Origin of the sequence: Halorubrum ezzemoulense DSM 17463 (assembly GCF_002114285.1) — an archaeon.
Lineage (GTDB): Archaea > Halobacteriota > Halobacteria > Halobacteriales > Haloferacaceae > Halorubrum > Halorubrum ezzemoulense.
Genome location: NZ_NEDJ01000005.1, coordinates 34,734 through 51,840, shown reverse-complemented (window position 1 = coordinate 51,840; position 17,107 = coordinate 34,734). Strand labels below are relative to the sequence as shown.

General features: G+C 69.7%; 14 protein-coding genes, 1 tRNA gene and 1 pseudogene. 6 read left to right on the top strand and 10 right to left on the bottom strand.

The genetic code is table 11. The annotated features are described in order from the left end of the window. Positions 1–23: 23 nt before the first annotated feature. Positions 24–1,907: a Glu-tRNA(Gln) amidotransferase subunit GatE gene (gene gatE, locus B9H04_RS02835; protein ID WP_049929352.1), complete on the bottom strand. Its 1,884-nt coding sequence runs from the start codon at positions 1,905–1,907 to the stop codon at positions 24–26. A 560-nt stretch (positions 1,908–2,467) separates the two neighbouring features. Next, positions 2,468–2,552 (bottom strand) — tRNA-Leu (locus tag B9H04_RS02830). A 184-nt stretch (positions 2,553–2,736) separates the two neighbouring features. Between B9H04_RS02830 and B9H04_RS02825 the strand changes: the two genes are divergently transcribed. Then, a complete protein-coding gene (locus tag B9H04_RS02825) occupies positions 2,737–3,297 on the top strand; it encodes a DUF420 domain-containing protein (protein ID WP_049929351.1) in 561 nt (186 codons plus the stop codon). 20 nt (positions 3,298–3,317) lie between these two features. Here the strand turns inward: B9H04_RS02825 and B9H04_RS02820 are convergent, their stop codons facing one another. The 6 genes and pseudogenes from B9H04_RS02820 to B9H04_RS02795 form a co-directional block, all read right to left on the bottom strand. Beyond that, entirely contained in the window at positions 3,318–4,013 is a 696-nt protein-coding gene (locus B9H04_RS02820; RefSeq protein ID WP_049929349.1) for a halocyanin domain-containing protein, read from the bottom strand. A 99-nt stretch (positions 4,014–4,112) separates the two neighbouring features. After that, positions 4,113–5,612 (bottom strand): amidophosphoribosyltransferase, encoded by a 1,500-nt coding sequence (gene purF / locus B9H04_RS02815; protein ID WP_049929348.1) that lies wholly within the window; start codon positions 5,610–5,612, stop codon positions 4,113–4,115. 115 nt (positions 5,613–5,727) lie between these two features. Continuing rightward, complete coding sequence (locus B9H04_RS02810; RefSeq protein ID WP_085682430.1) at positions 5,728–6,120, bottom strand: DUF5820 family protein; 393 nt, start codon at positions 6,118–6,120, stop codon at positions 5,728–5,730. A 75-nt stretch (positions 6,121–6,195) separates the two neighbouring features. Then, entirely contained in the window at positions 6,196–8,382 is a 2,187-nt protein-coding gene (rqcH, locus tag B9H04_RS02805; RefSeq protein ID WP_049929346.1) for a ribosome rescue protein RqcH, read from the bottom strand. A 74-nt stretch (positions 8,383–8,456) separates the two neighbouring features. Beyond that, a pseudogene (locus B9H04_RS02800) lies at positions 8,457–8,648 on the bottom strand (S8 family peptidase); the annotation flags it as partial. Positions 8,649–8,877: 229 nt separating this feature from the next. Continuing rightward, on the bottom strand, positions 8,878–10,608 hold the full coding sequence (locus tag B9H04_RS02795) for a tRNA uridine(34) 5-carboxymethylaminomethyl modification radical SAM/GNAT enzyme Elp3 (RefSeq protein ID WP_049929344.1): 1,731 nt from the start codon (positions 10,606–10,608) through the stop codon (positions 8,878–8,880). Between the two features lie 126 nt (positions 10,609–10,734). Between B9H04_RS02795 and thiC the strand changes: the two genes are divergently transcribed. The 4 genes from thiC (at position 10,735) to B9H04_RS02775 (ending at position 14,681) form a co-directional block, all read left to right on the top strand. After that, positions 10,735–12,171, top strand: coding sequence for a phosphomethylpyrimidine synthase ThiC (thiC, locus tag B9H04_RS02790; RefSeq protein ID WP_080508526.1), 1,437 nt, complete (start codon positions 10,735–10,737; stop codon positions 12,169–12,171). Positions 12,172–12,276: 105 nt separating this feature from the next. Continuing rightward, complete coding sequence (locus B9H04_RS02785; RefSeq protein ID WP_085682429.1) at positions 12,277–13,740, top strand: DUF790 family protein; 1,464 nt, start codon at positions 12,277–12,279, stop codon at positions 13,738–13,740. A gap of 135 nt (positions 13,741–13,875) precedes the next feature. Beyond that, the gene (locus tag B9H04_RS02780) at positions 13,876–14,409 is read left to right on the top strand and encodes a DoxX family protein (protein WP_049929340.1); all 534 of its coding nucleotides are present in this window, start codon (positions 13,876–13,878) and stop codon (positions 14,407–14,409) included. A gap of 14 nt (positions 14,410–14,423) precedes the next feature. Next, entirely contained in the window at positions 14,424–14,681 is a 258-nt protein-coding gene (locus tag B9H04_RS02775; RefSeq protein WP_233125157.1) for a hypothetical protein, read from the top strand. Between the two features lie 77 nt (positions 14,682–14,758). Here the strand turns inward: B9H04_RS02775 and B9H04_RS02770 are convergent, their stop codons facing one another. Together B9H04_RS02770 and B9H04_RS02765 are read right to left on the bottom strand one after the other, a co-directional pair. Continuing rightward, positions 14,759–15,310 (bottom strand): DUF7122 family protein, encoded by a 552-nt coding sequence (locus tag B9H04_RS02770; RefSeq protein ID WP_049929338.1) that lies wholly within the window; start codon positions 15,308–15,310, stop codon positions 14,759–14,761. Further along, the gene (locus tag B9H04_RS02765; RefSeq protein ID WP_049929337.1) at positions 15,307–16,269 is read right to left on the bottom strand and encodes an RsmB/NOP family class I SAM-dependent RNA methyltransferase; all 963 of its coding nucleotides are present in this window, start codon (positions 16,267–16,269) and stop codon (positions 15,307–15,309) included. Before B9H04_RS02765 ends, B9H04_RS02770 begins: the two co-directional genes overlap by 4 nt. 97 nt (positions 16,270–16,366) lie before the next feature. Here B9H04_RS02765 and B9H04_RS02760 point away from each other — a divergent pair, with 97 nt between their 5' ends. After that, complete coding sequence (locus tag B9H04_RS02760) at positions 16,367–17,107, top strand: proteasome assembly chaperone family protein (protein ID WP_049929336.1); 741 nt, start codon at positions 16,367–16,369, stop codon at positions 17,105–17,107.

The following is a 17,107-nucleotide window of genomic DNA, read 5'->3' as shown; positions in this document are numbered from 1 at the left end:
CGGTGTGGGACGCGCGGAACGCGTTACGAGCGCTTGCCGATCTCCTCGCGAAGCACGTCGGAGACGACCTCCCCGTCGGCCTTCCCGCGGAGCGCGCCCATCGCCTCGCCCATCAGCCCGGAGAACGCCCCCATCCCCTCGGCCTCGATCTGGTCCGCATTGCGCTCGACGACCTCAACGACCGCCTCGCGGACCTCCGCCTCGCTCACGCCCGAGAGGCCCGCCGCCTCGACGGCCTCGCTCGCCGTCAGATCGGGGTCCTCGGCGAGCGTCGTCAGCACCTCGGGGACGCCCTCCTTCGCGAGGTCGCCCGACTCGACGAGGTCGAACAGCGCGAGGAAGTGGTCGTCGGTGAGGTGCTCGACGGGCGCGCCGTCGCGCCGGATCTCCGTCGTCGTCGACTCCAGCGTCGTCGCAGCGAAGGTGGGGTCGACGCCGCGGTCGACCGCCGCCTCGAACAGCGGGAACCGCTGGCCGAACGCGACCTGCTCGGCGAGCCCGGCGTCGAGGCCGAACTCGTCGGCGTACCGTTCGGCCTTCTCGTCGAGGAGTTCCGGCGTCTCCACGTCCGAGGGGTCCGGTTCCACCGGCGGCACGTCCGTCTCGGGGTACATCCGCGCGGCGCCCGGGAGGGGGCGGAGGTAGCGGGTCGTGCCGTCGTCGTTCGCGCCGCGGGTCTCCTCGGGGACGCCCTCCATCGCGGCCTCGGCGCGCTCCGCAGCCGCCTCGATCGCGAGGTCGGCGGTCTCCGGGTCGGCCGCGACGATGGCGACCGCGTCCGCCTCGCCCGCGCCGACCGCATCGCGTAGCGCGTCGACCTCCGCCTCGGTGACGCCGTACGCCGGCAGTTCGTCGGTGTGGAAGATGCCGCCCGCGCCGTGGCGCTTCGCGTGGTCCGACAGCTCCGTGCCGAGCCGGCGGTCGGGCTGGAGTTCGCGGCCAACGAGGCCGTCGAACCCGAACAGCGGGACCGCGGTGACCTTCCCGCCAGAGTCGAGCGCGCCGCGGATGACGCCCGACTCGGTGTCGGCGAAGACGTCGGTCGCGTCCGTCACGTCGCCGACGCTCGCGTCGCGTTCGCGGAGTTCGTCGCGGATTTCGAGCAGCTCCGCCTGTCGGCCCACCTCGCCGCGGACGATGTCCTCGATCCCTTGGAGGTCCTGAACGCCCTTCACCTCGACGCGCGCGCCGTCGGCGATGGAGACGTTCACGTCCTGCCGGATGGTGCCGAGCCCGCGCTTGACCGCACCCGTCGAGCGAAGCAGCATCCCGATGCGCTCGGCGGCCTGCCGCGCGCCCTCCGGGCTGCGGATGTCCGGGCCCGTCCCGATCTCGACGAGGGGGACGCCGAGCCGGTCGAGCGAGTAGACGACGCCGTCGTCCGTCTCTTCGACGCGCTTCGCGGACTCCTCTTCGAGCATGAGGTCGACGACCGACACCGACCCGGACTCCGTCTCGATCTCGCCGTCCTGCCCGAGGAGGATCGAGCGCTGGAAGCCGGAGGTGTTCGAGCCGTCGATGACGAGCTTCCGCATGACGTGCGCCTGGTCGACGACCGAGAGGTCGAGCAGGTCGGCGATCTGGAGCGCCACGGAGAGCGCCTCGCCGTCGACGCGGCGGGGCGGTTCGTCGTCCTCCTCGACGAGGCAGGTCGTGTCGTACGCGAGATAGGTGAACTCGCGGTCGACGCGGCTCTCTTCCATCGCGGCGTCGTCCAGCTCGCCCAGTTCGCTCTTCGTCGGGTGGAGCTGTCGGGTGATCGACCGGTCGGACTCGTCGGGGTCGCGCTCGACGGTCGGGGAGTCGCAGAACAGCTTGGTCTCGGTGTCGAGCTGCTGGTGGATCTCCAGCCCGGCGACGAGCCCCAGTTCCTCGTAGTCGTACTCGGGGGTCGCGTCCGTACTCATTACGCCACACTCCGACGGCGCGCGACTAAAAGGGTGGCAGTTCGCGCGGGCGAGGCGACAATCAGCAACAAACAGCCGATGCGGTGGCGCGTGCCTGCGATCGACCGCCCCCGGCGGCCGCGAAGCCAGCACACGCGAGGGAGTCGGTGGTCCTCCGCTTCGCTCCGGACCACCGACAGGGCGAGAGCCCCGCTCTCGCTTACAACCGGGCGTCGTCCGGTGACGAGGCTGGGGAGGCGTGAGGCGCGGTGCTGTGCTGGGCGGGACTCAAACGGGCAGTCGCGAGGGCGGCGCACGCTCGCTGCGCTCCTCGTTCGTTCGCTTCGCTCACTCACAACGGTGCTTACGTCGCCTGCGCCGCCCTCGCGACTGGGGCTTTGGAGGTGGTCGCCGCCGGTCCACGAGTAACGATTTATAACCGAGCGGCCGGGGCTGTGGGGCAGTTCACCACCGTAGCATTCCGATCGTAGTCGTCACTTCTTACGTAGCATCGAAAGGAATTGTGCGTGGGTGCTGTCGTAGAGACAACACCGGCATCGGTGGGGGTGTGCCCCGAGCGATGCGTGGGACCGGATTTGAACCGGCGGACCTCTACAGGACAGCGCCCTCAACGCTGCGCCGTTGGCCTGGCTTGGCTACCCACGCTCGCGGTGTTCTGTCGCGTCTCCACGTACCCTGTCCCCAATTAAAAGCCCTTCCATTCGAGGGAGCCGTGCCGGGGTTTCGCAGACCGGCGGGCGGCGCGCCGCCGTCCCGATCCGGCGACCGCGACCGGAACGCGTCGACCGCAACCGGCACGCGTTTGGGGGTCGCGTCCCTCCGTCCTGGCATGTCCGACTGGGCCCGCGAGAACGTCTCCGTGTTGACCGCCGTCGCCTCCGGCGTCGCGCTCGCGCTCGTCTTCGGCGCGGTGGGCGGCGTGATCCCGAGTTCGCTGCTCCCGCGCGCGAGCGACGCCGTCCTCGCCGCGATCCCGCACTTCAACGCCGCCGTCTCCGCGACGGCGATCGCAACGATCCTGCTCGGCTGGCGGGCGATCTCCCGCGGGAACGTGACGCGTCATCGGAACTTCATGGTGACCTCGTTCGCGCTGTTCGCCGCGTTCCTCGGGGCGTACCTCTACCGACTGATCCACGTCGGCACCACCGAGTTCCCCGGGCCGGAGCTCGTCTACTCGTACGTGTACCTCCCCTTCCTCGCGATCCACATCCTGCTCGCGATCGTCTGCGTCCCCTTCGTCTTCCACGCGCTGTTCCTCTCGGCGACGCGCCCGTACGCGGACCTCTATCAGACGCGGCACTCGCAGGTCGGGTTCGTCGGCGCCGTCCTCTGGCTGATCTCCTTCACGATGGGGATCGGCGTGTACCTGCTGCTGTACCACATCTACTGAGGAAAGACGCGAGAAGAGGACTACGCGTTCCGCTCTGCCTTCTTGTGTGCCGCGTAGAACAGCGGGACGAGCAGCGCGCCGGCGAAGCCGAACCCGAGCGCCAGCGTTCCGATGTCGCTCGCGGAGAGACCGCCGTCGGACCCGCCCGAGTCGCCGCTCCTGGAGCCACCGTCGCCGCCAGAGCCACCGCCGCTGCCGGAGCCGCCCTCGGCCTGCGGGTCGACGAGGTCGTCGTCGACGGACCCGACAGCCACGACGCCCTTCATTCCGACCGCCCGGTGGGGTTCACAGAGGTAATTGAACGTGTCGCCGTCGCTCGCGTCCTCGAAGGTGTACTCGAAGGTCGTGCCCTCCTCCGAGACGGGCGAGCCGCTGTCGAACGTGCCATCGTCCGCGACGACGTTGTGACCGCCGCCCTGTCCGGTCCACTCCCAGACGACGGTCGCGCCCGGGTCGATGAGGATGGCGGCGGGGCCGAAGCGGAGCCCGTTCTCGCCCGCGCCGACCGAGACGGTGACCTCGTCCTGCCCGCGGTAGTCGTGAGTACCGTCGTAGTTGCTGACGCCCTCGAGCCACCCGTCGTACTGGGCGGCGGCGGTCCCGCTTCCGGCCGCGACCCCCGCCGCGACCGCCGCTCCGGCGGCCCCGGCGCGGAAGAATCCGCGGCGGCTCATCGACGCGGCGTCGTCCTCGGCGGCGTCGGTGTTCCCTGTCATGCTCGCACCTCTGACCGTGATCGTATTTAAGCCCCCGATACGTTCCGAGCGGGCGGCCCGGCGGCGAACGTGTGCGGGGCCGGCGCCGAGTCGGAAGGGTCAGTCGTCCGCCGGCGTCGGGTCCGACACCGGCGCGTCGACATCGCGGTCGGTCGCCTCGCCCTCGACGTCGAAGGGGTACTCGCCGGTGACGCAGCCGAGACAGAGGTCCGCGCGGCTCTCGCCGAGCGCCTCCGCGACCGCGTCGATGGAGAGGTACGAGAGCGAGTCGGCGCCCACCTCCTCGCGGATCTCCTCGGTCGAGGCGTCGGCGGCGATGAGTTCGTCGCGCGTGGCCATGTCGATGCCGAAGTAGCAGGGGGCGAGGATCGGCGGCGCGCCGATCCGGAGGTGGACCTCCTCGGCGCCGGCCTCGCGGACCAGCTCGACGAGCTGCGTCGATGTCGTCCCGCGGACGATGGAGTCGTCGATGATGGTGACCGACTTCCCCTCCACGGTCGACCGGATCGGGTTCAGCTTCAGCCGGACGGCGCGCTCGCGCTCGTCCTGCGTCGGCATGATGAACGTCCGGCCCACGTACCGGTTCTTCATCAGCCCCTCGGCGAACTCCACGCCGCCGTCGTCCGCCGGCCGCGGTTCGCCGGCGGCCGTGGTCTCGCCCGCCGCGTCCGCGTAGCCGGAGGCGAAGGCGCGCCCGGAGTCGGGGACGGGCATCACCACGTCGGACTCGACGCCGGACTCCTCCCAGAGCTTCCGGCCGAGCTTCCGGCGCACCTCGTACACGAGGCTCTCGTCGATGACGGAGTCGGGGCGCGCGAAGTAGACGTGTTCGAAGAAACAGTGGGCGGTCGCGTCGCGCTCGACCAACTGATACGTGTCGTAGCCGGTGCCGTCGGGGTCGAGGACGACGAGCTCGCCGGGCCGGACGTCGCGGATTAGCTCCCCGTCGAGCGTGTCGATGGCGGCCGACTCGCTGGCGAGGACGTAGCCGCCGTCGATCTTCCCGAGACACAGCGGGCGGTTGCCAAGCGGGTCGCGGACGCCCAGCACGGTGTCGTCGTGGGTGATCGCCAGCGAGTAGGAGCCGTGGATGCGGTTCATCGTGTGTTTGACCGCCCGCACGAGGTCCTCTTCGAGGAGGTTCCGCGCGAGGTCGTGGGCGATCACCTCGGTGTCGCCGTCGGAGGTGAACGCGTGGCCCGCGGCCGCGAGCTCCTCGCGCACTTCGTCGGCGTTGACGAGGTTCCCGTTGTGGGAGAGCCCGAGTGAGCCGGACTTGAACGACACCGAGAAGGGCTGCGCGCAGCTCTTGTCGAGGCTCCCGGCGGTCGGGTAGCGGACGTGGCCGATGCCCGTGCCGCCCGACAGCGACGCGAGGTCGCCCTCCTCGAAGGCGTCGCCGACGAGGCCGCGCTCGACGTGGCTGTGCTGCTGGAACCCGTCGTGCGTGACGATGCCGGCCGACTCCTGGCCGCGGTGTTGGAGCGCGTACAGCGCGTAGTACAGCGGTCGCGCGGCCTCCCGGTCCTCGAGCGAGACGCCGACGACGCCGCACTTCTCTCGCGGTTCGTCGCCGCCGTAGTCCCCACCGGCGTTCATGTACGCGAGGGTGAGGCGGGCGGCGATAAAAATCCTCGTGTTCGTGGCGTATCGCTCCGCTAATCGTGCGATGATATACGCGATCGTGGATAAAGCTCGGCTCGCCGGCGCGTCGTTACGCCCCCTCTTCAGCACCGACGAACTCGTCGAGGCGCGCGAAGTACGCCTCGCGGGGCACCTGATACGCGTCCCGGTAATCGATCTCGCCCGCGACGAACCGTTCCGCGACATCGACCGCGCTGGCCGCGCCCGCCTCGCGGCTCTCGTGCGTCTCCGCGACCGCCTCGATTTCGGGCTCCAAGAAGAGGACGACGTGCCACTCGTCAGTCGCGTACTGGCCCGAGCCGGGCCGCGCGTTGCGGGAGCCGTTCGTCAGGTAGATCGTCGGGAGACACTCGTCCGGGCGGTCGCCGCTCCCGAAGACGTCGGGGCGGTAGACGAGGATCGCCCGGCCGCTGGGCTCCTCGTTCCACACCCGCCACCCCTCCGGCAGCGATTCGAAGGTCATAGCCTCGCCTCGGTCGCGGAGGCTTGAAAACGTCGCGCTCGGGGAGAAGAATCGTTCCGCGGTCGACGGGGGGCCTCAGTCGACGATGTCCGATCCGCCCGGCGGGAGGAACTCCTGTAGCTGGTCCGCGCTCGCGACCTTCCGCACGAACGACTGGTCCGCGAACCGCTCTTTCAGATTCCGGTACGCCATCATCGCGGCGTCGTTCTGCGCGTACATCCCCGGTTCGAAGGTGAGGTGCGCGGCCGCGCGGTCGACGACGGCCGACGGCGGGCCGCCGATGGCGCGGGTGACCGGCTCGCACTGGACGCCGACGGCGATCCGGCAGGGGACGTCCTCGAAGTACGTCCGGTCGCCGCGGATCACGAAGCTCCCCTTCTCGATGTACTCGCCGCTCTCGGGGGTCTTCGACACCTGGTCGGGGTCGACCATGTACGCGTCGCCCGCGCCGCGGCCGTCCTTCCAGTCAGACGAGTAGGAGACGGCGAACTGCGCGGCCTCCCGCAGGGTCTCCTCCGAGAAGTCGACCGGATCGGCCGACTCCGACGGGCCCGAGGCCTTGAGGATCGTCACCGGCCCCCCGTGCGCCTGCGTGTGGAAGAACCGATCGTGTTTACCCATGTACTTCTTCACCAACTCCTCGTTCTGGTCGGCGTTGCGCCCGCCGATGACGAGGTAGCCGGTCGAGGTGCGGAACCAGCGGAACCGCTCGAACCAGTCGTCCGGGCTGCGGATCGGGATCGAAGAGCGGGAGAGCCAGTCGGTCTCGTACGCCTCGTCGTCGTCCTCGTCGTCGCCCTCTTCCTCGCCGCCGTCGTCGGCCGCCTGCTGTTCCTCCCACTCCGCCTTCCGTTCCTTGACCGCCTCCAGCTCCTCGCGGGTGGACTCGATCGCCGCCATCGCCCCCTCCTTCTTCTCCTCGACGCGTTTCGCCTCCCGGTAGAGGCGGTCGGCGTTGACCTCGACGCCCTCGCTCGCGTCGACCTCGACGCGGACGGGGTCGCCGTCATCGTCCTCGAGTTCCACCGTTACCGTCCCCTCGCCGCCGTCGACGTCGACGACGGCCTCCGCGGCCGGAATCCCCCGCTCCGCGCCGGCGTCGAGCGTCTCCGCGATCTCGTCCCACGGCACCTCGTTCTCGCGGGCCTCCCGCACCGTCGAGATCACCTCGTCGACGAGGTCGTAGTTCGCGTACAGCAGCTCCGCGCGCTCGCGCTCCGCCTGCGCCTGTTCCTCGAACCCCTCGATCGCGCCGCGCTGCTGTTCGATGATCCGCTCCTGTTTGGCGATCTCCTCCTCGAAGTCCGGGCGGGAGGCGCTCGCGTCGGCGGGGGCCTCGCCGTCGCCAGTCTCCTCGCTCCCCAGCCGGTGGAAGTACTCGTCGACGGCGGCGTTGAAGGAGTCGAACCCCACGCTCGGCAGGTCCTCGTGCTCCGCGAGCGGGAAGGGGGTCACGTCGACCACGCGGGGGTCGGCGTCATCGGCGCCGCCGTCGCTCCCGTCGCCGTCGATCGATTCCTCGTACACTCGGGGGTCGATGTCGCCCGAGCGAAGCCGTTCGTCGATCCGGGAGAGGGCGTCGTGGAGCGCCCCGAGTTGGTCGTCCGTCGCCTCCTCGATGGGCGTCTCCTTCGGCACGCCGGCGCGGGTACACACCTCCTCGGCGTAGAGGCCGCCGAGGTTCAACTGGGTGGCGAGGGTGCGCACCACGTCGCTGTCCGACTCGCGCATGTGCCGGTCGAACCCGCCGCGGCTCACGTCAAGGGGGTTGAGCCGCGAGGCAGGGTACTCGTACTGCGAGCCGGGCGCCACCGTCCGGGACTTCAGCCGGACCGTCGACAGCGCCCCGATCACCTCGCCCGTCTCGTCGAGCGCGGCGACGTTGCCCTGCCCGAACAGCTCGGCGACGAGCGTCGTGTTCTGGTCCTCGCGCTCAAACTCGAAGGTGAGGATGCGGTCGAACTCGTACTGCTCGACGCCCGCGAAGTCCGCGCCGGACAGCCGGTTCCGGAGCATCTTCGCGAAGTTCGGCGGGCGGCCCGGCGCGTCCGCGACGTGGTCTGGGTCGGCGGCGTGCGCGCGTTTGATCTCTCCGACCTCGATCATGAGCTCGACGCGACCGCGGTCGAAGTCGCGCAGCTTCAGCCGGAGCAGGTCGTCGTCGTAGAGGTACGCCTTGTCGACCTTCGCGCCCTCGTACCGATTCAGCTCGGTGACGAGGGCCGCGAGGTCGATGCTCGACAGCTCCCGCTTCTGGTCCATACGTGATAGAGACCGCCGGGGCGGAAAAAGGCGTGTCGTTGTGGGATTCAGCGCGACGGTCGGCTCCCCGCGCGTCAGTTACCGTTGCCTTTCCCCTTGCCGCTGCCGAGGCGCTCGACGGTGTTGAGCGCGTTGATGATCCCGGCACCGAACTCCGAGTCGCTCTTGCCGTTCGCCCCCTCGGCGCCCTTCTGGATCGCCTGCTCGATCCGGCTCGCATTCGCGTTCGGTTCGAGTTCGCGGACGAGTGCAGCGAGGCCGGCGACCCCCTTCACGAAAGTTCGTCGTTCGAAGTTCATGTGAGTAGTCCTCATGTGACGAGGTACCGATATTGTATCCTGATAGAGTATAAATTTTCATCAATGAATGACTCTGTACTAATCTAAATCCAAGTAAACAGAAAGGCGGTGGTCGCCAGAAACGTCAGTCGACGACGGTACGCGACGGGGGAGCGACTCCCGACGGAAGCGGGCGTGGGTTCGGTCGGCCGAGGGCCTACAGCCGCTTCGACACGTACGGCCCGTCCTGCCGGTAACCGAGCTTGTTGCGGTAGTACTCGCGGGCGCCGATGCCGGAGATGACCGCGACCTTGTCGTAGCCCGCGTCGCGAGAGAGCTCCTCGGCGCGTTCGAGCAGCTTCGTCCCGTACCCCTTATGCTGCCAGTCGCCGTCGCCGCCGATGCCGACCTCGGTGCCGTACACGTGGAGCTCGCGGATCAGCGCGGCGTCTTCGAGCTCCGGCCGGATCGGGTCGCTCTCGGTTCCCGGCGCGCCCGGCTGGTCGGGGGCGAACGAGGGGAACCGAAGCCGACAGAAGCCGACGAGCAGGTCGCGCACGGGGTCCTCGAAGGCGATGAAGTGTTCCGTGCCGCCGCCGGCCTCGTAGGTGGTGACCGAGAGTTCCACGTCGTCCGGGTCCGGGTCGGCGTCGTTGTGGCCGACTTCGCGGGCGCGGATGTCGCGCTGGACGATCCCCTTCTCCTCGGCGCGCTGGGCGGCGAGCTGTCGGAGGTTCGACTTCTGGACGCCCGCGTCGATGAAGTCGGCCGGGATGTCGCGCTGGACGCGCTGGAGCCGCGTGTACTTCGGGATCAGGTCCATCACGTCGGCGACGAGGTCGGCCGCCTCCTCGCTCGTGAGCGGGTCGAAGTCGTCGCGCCGCCACCGGTCGTACACCCGCGTCCCCTCGACGACGAGCGTGGGGTAGATCTTCAGGTAGTCGGGGCGCCAGTCGGGGTTCTCGAACAGCTGCCGGAAGTCCTCCAGACACATCTCGCGGGTCATCCCGGGCTGGCCCGGCATCATGTGGAAGCCGATTTTGAACGCGGCGTCGCGCAGGCGGCGGTTGGCGTTCCGGCTCGCCTCGTTGCCGTGGCCGCGGTGCATCTCGCGGTTGATCCGCTCGTAGGTGGTCTGGACGCCGACCTCGACCTTCGTGCCGCCGAGGTCGAGCATCCGGTCGATCTGCTCCGGGTCGCACCAGTCGGGCTTCGTCTCGAAGGTGGTGCCGATGTTGCGGATCGGATTCGTCTCGTTCTCGGCGATCACGTCTTCGAGGTACTCGAACTCGGTCTCCTCGGGCGCGGGCGCGAACGACTCGCCCTCCGCGGGCTCCGGCTCCTTGTCGAGGTCGTAGTCGTTCATCGCCTGGAGCGCGCGCTTGACGAACCACTCCTGGTAGTCGTGCGAGCGCGCGGTCATCGTCCCGCCCATGAGGATGAGCTCCACCTTGTCGACGGGGTGGCCGATCTTGCGGAGCTGTTCGAGCCGGAGCGTGACCTGCCCGTACGGGTCGTAGTCGTTCTGCTCGCCGCGGGCCGCCGCGGGCTCGTGGCCCGTGTACGACTGCGCGGAGGAGAACTCTGAGGCCGGGCCGCCCGGGCAGTAGAGGCACTTCCCGTGCGGGCACAGTTCGGGGGAAGTCATGATCGCCACGGGGGAGACCCCGGACGCGGTCCGGACGGGCTTGCGCTGGACCACCTCGATCACGTCGTCGCGGTGCTCCGTCGGTGCGTGGTCGAGGATCTCGGTGTTCTTCGGCACCTTGGGGGAGCCGAACTCCGAGCAGGCGTCGAGCTTGGCGCGTTCGAGGTCGTCGCGCTCGATCTCGCCGTCGAGGATCCTGTCGACGAGGTGTTCGCAGGTGCGGACGAACGCCTCGGAGTCGGTGGGGTCCCCGGAAGCGGCGTCGTCGGACTCGGCGTCGCCCGCCGCGTCGGTACTCATTACTCTCCGATCCGCGGGTTTCGGGGTTAAGCGTGTCGCACCCGGGCGCCGACTCGGTGCGCCGAGCCGTTTACCACAGAATATATTAGTTAGTGGTATTACCGGGTAATTATGCCAGCGACACAGATGGAGCGGGCGCGACGCGGCGAGGTCACCTCCGCGATCGAACGCGCGGCGGCGCGCGAGAACCGCGACCCGGAGTTCGTTCGCGAGGCGGTCGCCGAGGGGCGCGCGGTGATTCCGAACAACCACGCGCACGACGCGCTCGACCCGATGGTCATCGGCCGGGCGTTCGCCACGAAGGTCAACGCGAACATCGGGAACAGCGAGACGACGAGCGGCCGGGAGGAGGAGCTCGAAAAGCTCCACGCGGCGGTCCACTACGGCGCCGACACGGTGATGGACCTCTCGACGGGCGACGAGCTGGACGCGACCCGCGAGGCCAACGTCGCGCACTCGCCGGTGCCGGTCGGGACGGTCCCGATCTACGAGGCGGTCAAGCGGGCCGAGTCCGCCGAGGCGATCACCCGCGAGCTCCTGCTCGACGTCATCGAGAAACAGGCGCGGCAGGGCGTCGACTACATGACGGTCCACGCGGGGATACTGATGGGACACCTCCCGCTGACCGACGGCCGGAAGACGGGGATCGTCTCGCGAGGGGGGTCGATCCTCGCGCAGTGGATGGAGGAGAACGGGTCGCAGAACCCGCTGTACGCGAATTTCGAGGCAATATGTGAGACATTCGCCGAACACGACGTGACGGTCTCTCTCGGGGACGGCCTCCGGCCGGGCTGTGTGGCCGACGCGAGCGACGAGGCGCAGTTCGCCGAGCTCGACACCCTCGGAGACCTCACGCGGACCGCGTGGGACCACGGCGTCCAGGTAATGGTGGAGGGCCCCGGCCACGTCCCGCTGGACGATATCGCGGAGAACGTCGAGCGGCAGCAGGCGGTGTGCGACGGAGCGCCGTTCTACGTCCTCGGCCCGCTGGTGACGGACGTGGCGCCGGGGTACGACCACATCACGAGCGCGATCGGCGCGACCGAGGCCGCGCGGGCCGGCGCGGCCATGCTGTGCTATGTGACGCCGAAGGAGCACCTCGGACTGCCGGAGCCCGAGGACGTGCGGGACGGTCTCGCCGCGTATCGGATCGCGGCGCACGCGGCCGACGTGGCGAACGACCTCCCCGGCGCGCGCGACTGGGACGACGCGCTCTCTGAGGCGCGGTACGAGTTCGACTGGCGGCGCCAGTTCGACCTCGCGCTCGACCCCGAGCGCGCGCGGTCGTACCATGACCAGACGCTTCCGGGAGACAACTACAAGGAGGCCCGCTTCTGCTCGATGTGCGGCGCGGAGTTCTGCTCGATGCGGATCGATCAGGACGCCCGAGACGCGGACGGCGACATGGCGTCGATAGCGGGATCGGAGGGGACGGACCTCGACGCGTCGCCGGCCGCGAACGTGAACCTCCCGCCGGTCGGGACCCACGACACGAGCCGCGTGCCGGAGCGGATCGAGGTCGAGGGAGTGACGTTCACCCCGGAGACCACGGACGACGACTGATGCGGGCGGAGGGGCCGATGCGGGCGAGCCGCGGCCGGAAGCGCGCGTCGGCGCGGGAGCGTCGAACCCGGCCGGTTTTAGGCCGCCACGCCCGTAGCCGCCGCCGTGCTACGGAAGGACCTCCTGCGCGTCTCCCGGGCGGGCGGCGGCTACCGCCCGCAGTTCACCGGGCGGGAACATCGGCCGCTCGCGGCGCGCGTCTTCGGGGCGTTCGAGTCGCACGTCGGCGAGCGCCGCGGCGACCTCGACGACGCGCTGGCGGACTTGGAGGCCGACGCGGCCGCGCGGAACGGCGACTTCAAGCTCGTCCGCGGGCTGGCGGCGCTCGTCGAGCGCGAGTGCGAGTTCGAGACGCGCGCGGCCGTCCCGCCGCGTCGCGTCCGGCGGGCCGCGTTCGAGGCCGCGGAGGCGGTCGGCGTCGCGAGCGAGGCGGATCGAGAGACCGCGATAGATCGAGCGGCCGACGCGGTTGGGATCGACTCGAGGGACGTGTCGGCGTCGCTGTACGCCGACCGCGACGTGAATCGGGTACTCGTCGACGCCGACGTGCGCTGGGACCCCGACACGCTGCTGGAGCAGTACGACCTCTCTCTGGCCCAGACTACGCTGTTCGACGCCACCGAGGTCAGAGTGCGGTCGAACGACCCGAAGCGGCTCGTCTCGGCGGTGAAGCGCCTGCGGCTGATGTACGAACTGGAGCAGACTCCCGAGGGCCGGGAGCTCGTCGTCACCGGGCCTGACGCGCTGTTCTCGCGCACCCGACGGTACGGGACCGCCTTCGCGAGACTGCTCCGGACCGCCGCGGAGTCCGCCGAGTGGTCGCTGGAGGCGACGATCGACGACCGCGGCCGCGAGCGAACGATGCGGCTCTCGGACGGCGACGTGACCGTGCCCGACGTGGAGCCGGTGGCGGAGCCCGACTTCGACAGCGGGGTCGAAGCGGACTTCGCCGGTCGGTTCCGCGGGCTCGACCTCGACTGGACCCTCGTCCGCGAGCCGGAACCCCTCGAAACCGGCGCGAGCGTCATGATCCCGGACTTCGCGTTCGACTACGACCACGCCGACTTCCGGCTGTTCTTCGAGGTCATGGGCTTCTGGACCCCCGAGTACGTCGAGAAGAAGCTCGGCCAACTCGCTGACGTGGAGGACGTGGACCTGCTCGTCGCGGTCGACGAGAGCCTTGGCGTCGGCGAGGAGGTAGCCGCACGCGACCACCGCGTCGTCACCTACTCGGGCGCGGTCCGCGTGAAGGACGTGGTCGACGTGCTCCGCGAGTACGAGGCCGAGTTCGTCGCGGACGCCGCCGCCGCCCTCCCGGACGCCTTCGAACCGGCGGACGACGTGCTCCCCCTGCGGGACCTCGCCGACCGACACGGCGTGAGCGAGGCGGCGGTGGAGGGCGGGCCGTTCCCCGCCCACGAGCTCGTCGGCCGCACGCTGGTCAGACCGGCGGTGTTGGAGCGAATCGACGACGATATCGACGACGGGGCGGCGCTGTCCACGGTGGAGGCGACGCTGGACGAGTACGGCGTCGACGACGCGAGCGCAACCCTCTCGACGCTCGGCTAGCGAGTTGAGTGGGAGGGGCTCGGCGGCGGAACGGTGAGACGGAAGGAGTAGTCCGCGGTTCGCGAATTACTCGTCGGTGACATTGGAGATAGGTTTATATATCCTAACCGAACATTTTCGCAACCGAGGTTACGCATGGTCACGAACATCCAAACGCAGCTGCTGGGCAGAGACGTATCGTTCCCGGTCGAGGAGTCGCGCTTCGCCTACTGGCTCGTCGTCTTGCGTCTGATCGTCGGGTGGTGGTTCCTCCACGCGGGACTCGACAAGTTCCTCGCGTGGCCGTTCGACGCGAGCTGGTTCGTCGGCGGCGCGGCGGCGCAGACGAGCCTCGGCCCGGTGGTCACGCTGTTCTCCGACGGGATCCTGTTGTCGTTCACGAACATCATGGTCCCCTTGGGACAGACGCTGATCGGGTTGGGGCTGATCGTCGGCGCGCTGACGCGGCTGGCGGCGTTCTTCGGCGCGTTCCTGATGACGTTCTTCTACTTCATCAACGGCGAGACCGGCGGCTGGGCCCACGGCGTGATCACCGGCGACCTGCTCGGGCTGCTGATCTTCGCGATGATCGCCACGCTCGGGGCCGGGCGCGTGCTCGGCGTCGACGCCTACCTCGCGAAGACGTCGTTCGTCAGGGACCACCCGCGGCTGCGGTACTTAATCGGCTAACGAGGTGACGACGCATGAGCCAACTCACTACCATGGAACGAGTCGGACTGTACGGCGGCGGCGCGCTCATCCTGATCGGCACGGTCGGGATGGGGCTGCTCGAGATAATCGCGGGGGCGCCGCACCCGGTGTCGGGAGAGGGACAGGTCGTCCACGAGACGCTGATAAGCCTCAGCGTCCGGTCGTACACCATCCTGCTGGGGCTGCTGCTACTGGCGGCGTACGGAATCACCAACCTCGCCACCAAACCGCCGGAGGACACGTCGATCTGACCCGCACGACCCGCTGGAGCGCCGTCGAACCGCGGCGCTCCGACGACTGACTTTTTACCGAACGCCGGGAGGGCCGCTCACTCCACGACCGGCAGGTCCGCCCGGCTCCCCTTCGGGACCACGGAGCGCAGCTCGTCGTAGAGGTACAGCCCAACCCCGATCGGGACCGACTCGCCCGCGACCTCGTGGGTCGCGATCAGGTAGCCCCAGTCGCCGTCCCACTCGGGGAGGTCTTGGTCGTCACCCGCCGCGAACCGGGACGCCTGCGCCGGGTCCAGTTCGATCGCGTTCTTGGTCGCGAGGCGACCGAACCGCGAGACCGCCCGGCCGGTCGGCTTCCAGTGGTCCTGTCGCGTGCGCAGGAAGGTCATCCCGATCGCCTCGACCTCGCTGGGGTCGGTCGCCTCGCCGTTGAAGATCCAGATCTTCCCCGCGCCCTTCTCCCAGAAGGAGTACTCCGCGAACACCTCGGGGTCGATCCCGAACCGCTCCTCCCACCAGTCGAGGACCTCCGCGCGGCTCGCACGGCCCTCGACCTCGCGGTCCGCAGGGGTCGCGGGGAGCCGGTCGAACCGCTGGCCGTCGTTGGTGGGGGCGTCGCCTGCCTCTCCGCCGGTCTCGTCGCTCACGCGTCCACCACCCCGTCGGCGGCGGCCGCGCTATCGGTCTCATCGCCCGCCGCGCCGCCGACTCGAAGCTTCGCGCAGAAGAAGCCGCCCGTGTCGTTGCGGTGGGGGTAGATCCGTTGCGCGCGCGTCACCGACTCGTCGTACGTCTCCCCCTCCCACTCGGTCACGCCGGGGTCGGCGTCGAGCGGCAGGTCGAACTCGACCAGTTCGCAGTCCTCGTTCGCGAGGACGTGGTCGAGGACGGCCTCGTTCTCCTCGGGCGCGAACGTACACGTGGAGTAGACGACGACGCCGCCGGGGCGGGTCGCCTGGACGGCCCTCGCCAGGACGCCCTTCTGGATGCCGGCGACCGCGTGGACGTGGTCGAGCGTCCACTGGTCGAGGACGTCCGGGTTCTTCCGGCACGTACCCTCACAGGAGCAGGGCGCGTCGACCAACGCGCGGTCGAACTCGTCGAACGCCAGCGGCTTCGTCGAGAAGTTGCGGGCGTCCTGGTTCGTGACGATCGCGTTCGTGATCCCGAGGCGCTCGGCGTTGTGCCGGAGCGCGGAGAGGCGCCCGAGGTTGTTGTCGTTGGCGACGACGGTCCCCTCGTCGTCCATCGCGTCGGCGATCTGGGTGGTCTTGCTGCCGGGCGCCGCGCAGGCGTCCCAGACGCGCTCGCCGGGTCGCGGGTCGAGGGCGAGCGTCGGCAGCACGGACACCTCCTCCTGCCCGTGAGTCCAGCCGTGGACGTACGGCCAGTTGCCGCCGGGGTTGCCGTCGGGGAGCCGGAAGAGGCCGTCGTGCCAGTCGACGGGCTCGTAAGCGACGCCCGACTCGTCGAACGCCTCGCGGACGCGGGCCGGCGTCGCCGCGATCCCGTTCGTGCGCACGACCGAGGGGAGGGGCCGGTCGCACGCCGCCCGGAACGCGTCGACGTCGTCGACGAGCGACTCGTATCGGTCGAGCGGATTCATGGCCCCCCTTTCGCGTCGGGCCGTTAGACCGTTTCGGGACGCGCGAGGTGCCTCCCGCCGCCGCACCTTTAGGTCGACCCCGGGCGTACGGCCGCACATGGCACGCATCTCCGTCCTCGACGACGGCGTCTCGCTGGACGAGCCGACGCTGATAGAGGGGTTCCCCGGCGTCGGGCTCGTCGGGAAAATCGCGACGGACCACCTGATCGACGCCCACGGGATGACCCACTACGCGAACGTCCACTGCGACGGGCTCCCGCCGGTGACCGTCTACCGCGAGTCCGAGACGGCCGCGACGACCCCGGTCCGGCTGTACGCCGACTCCGAGCTGGATCTCGTCGCGCTGCGCAGCGACGTCCCCGTGAACCCGGGGGCGGCGACGGAGGTCGCGGCCTGCCTCGGCTCGTGGTTCGACGAGATCGACCTGTTCCCGGTGTTCCTCTCCGGCCTCGGCCGCGAGAAGGACGAGGAGCCCCCGGAGCTGTACGGGATCGCGACCGGGAACGGCGCCGAGGCGCTGGACCGCGCCGATGTGTCGGAGCCGTCGGAGTCCGGGCTCGTCTCCGGGCCAACGGGCGCGATGCTGGCGGCCGCGCTGGAGGACGACCGCGACGCGGTCGGGCTCGTCGTCGAGTCCGACCCGCAGTTCCCCGACCCCGAGGCGGCGCGGGCGCTCATCGTCGACGGCATCGACCCGATCGCGGGGATCGAGACGCCGACCGACGGGCTCGTGGAGCAGGCGACGGAGATCCGGAACGCGAAGCGCCAGCTCGCAGAGCAGATGCGACAGGCGACCGAGGAAAGCACGCAGGCCGAGCCGCTGAAGATGTTCCAGTAG

Coding starts and splice junctions, on each gene's coding strand:
- thiC (WP_080508526.1), top strand. CDS start 10,735: ATGGAGCGGGCGCGACGCGGCGAGGTCACCTCCGCGATCGAACGCGCG.
- B9H04_RS02780 (WP_049929340.1), top strand. CDS start 13,876: ATGGTCACGAACATCCAAACGCAGCTGCTGGGCAGAGACGTATCGTTC.
- B9H04_RS02795 (WP_049929344.1), bottom strand. CDS start 10,608: ATGAGTACCGACGCGGCGGGCGACGCCGAGTCCGACGACGCCGCTTCC.
- rqcH (WP_049929346.1), bottom strand. CDS start 8,382: ATGGACCAGAAGCGGGAGCTGTCGAGCATCGACCTCGCGGCCCTCGTC.
- B9H04_RS02760 (WP_049929336.1), top strand. CDS start 16,367: ATGGCACGCATCTCCGTCCTCGACGACGGCGTCTCGCTGGACGAGCCG.
- B9H04_RS02825 (WP_049929351.1), top strand. CDS start 2,737: ATGTCCGACTGGGCCCGCGAGAACGTCTCCGTGTTGACCGCCGTCGCC.
- purF (WP_049929348.1), bottom strand. CDS start 5,612: ATGAACGCCGGTGGGGACTACGGCGGCGACGAACCGCGAGAGAAGTGC.
- B9H04_RS02775 (WP_233125157.1), top strand. CDS start 14,424: ATGAGCCAACTCACTACCATGGAACGAGTCGGACTGTACGGCGGCGGC.
- B9H04_RS02820 (WP_049929349.1), bottom strand. CDS start 4,013: ATGACAGGGAACACCGACGCCGCCGAGGACGACGCCGCGTCGATGAGC.
- gatE (WP_049929352.1), bottom strand. CDS start 1,907: ATGAGTACGGACGCGACCCCCGAGTACGACTACGAGGAACTGGGGCTC.
- B9H04_RS02765 (WP_049929337.1), bottom strand. CDS start 16,269: ATGAATCCGCTCGACCGATACGAGTCGCTCGTCGACGACGTCGACGCG.
- B9H04_RS02810 (WP_085682430.1), bottom strand. CDS start 6,120: ATGACCTTCGAATCGCTGCCGGAGGGGTGGCGGGTGTGGAACGAGGAG.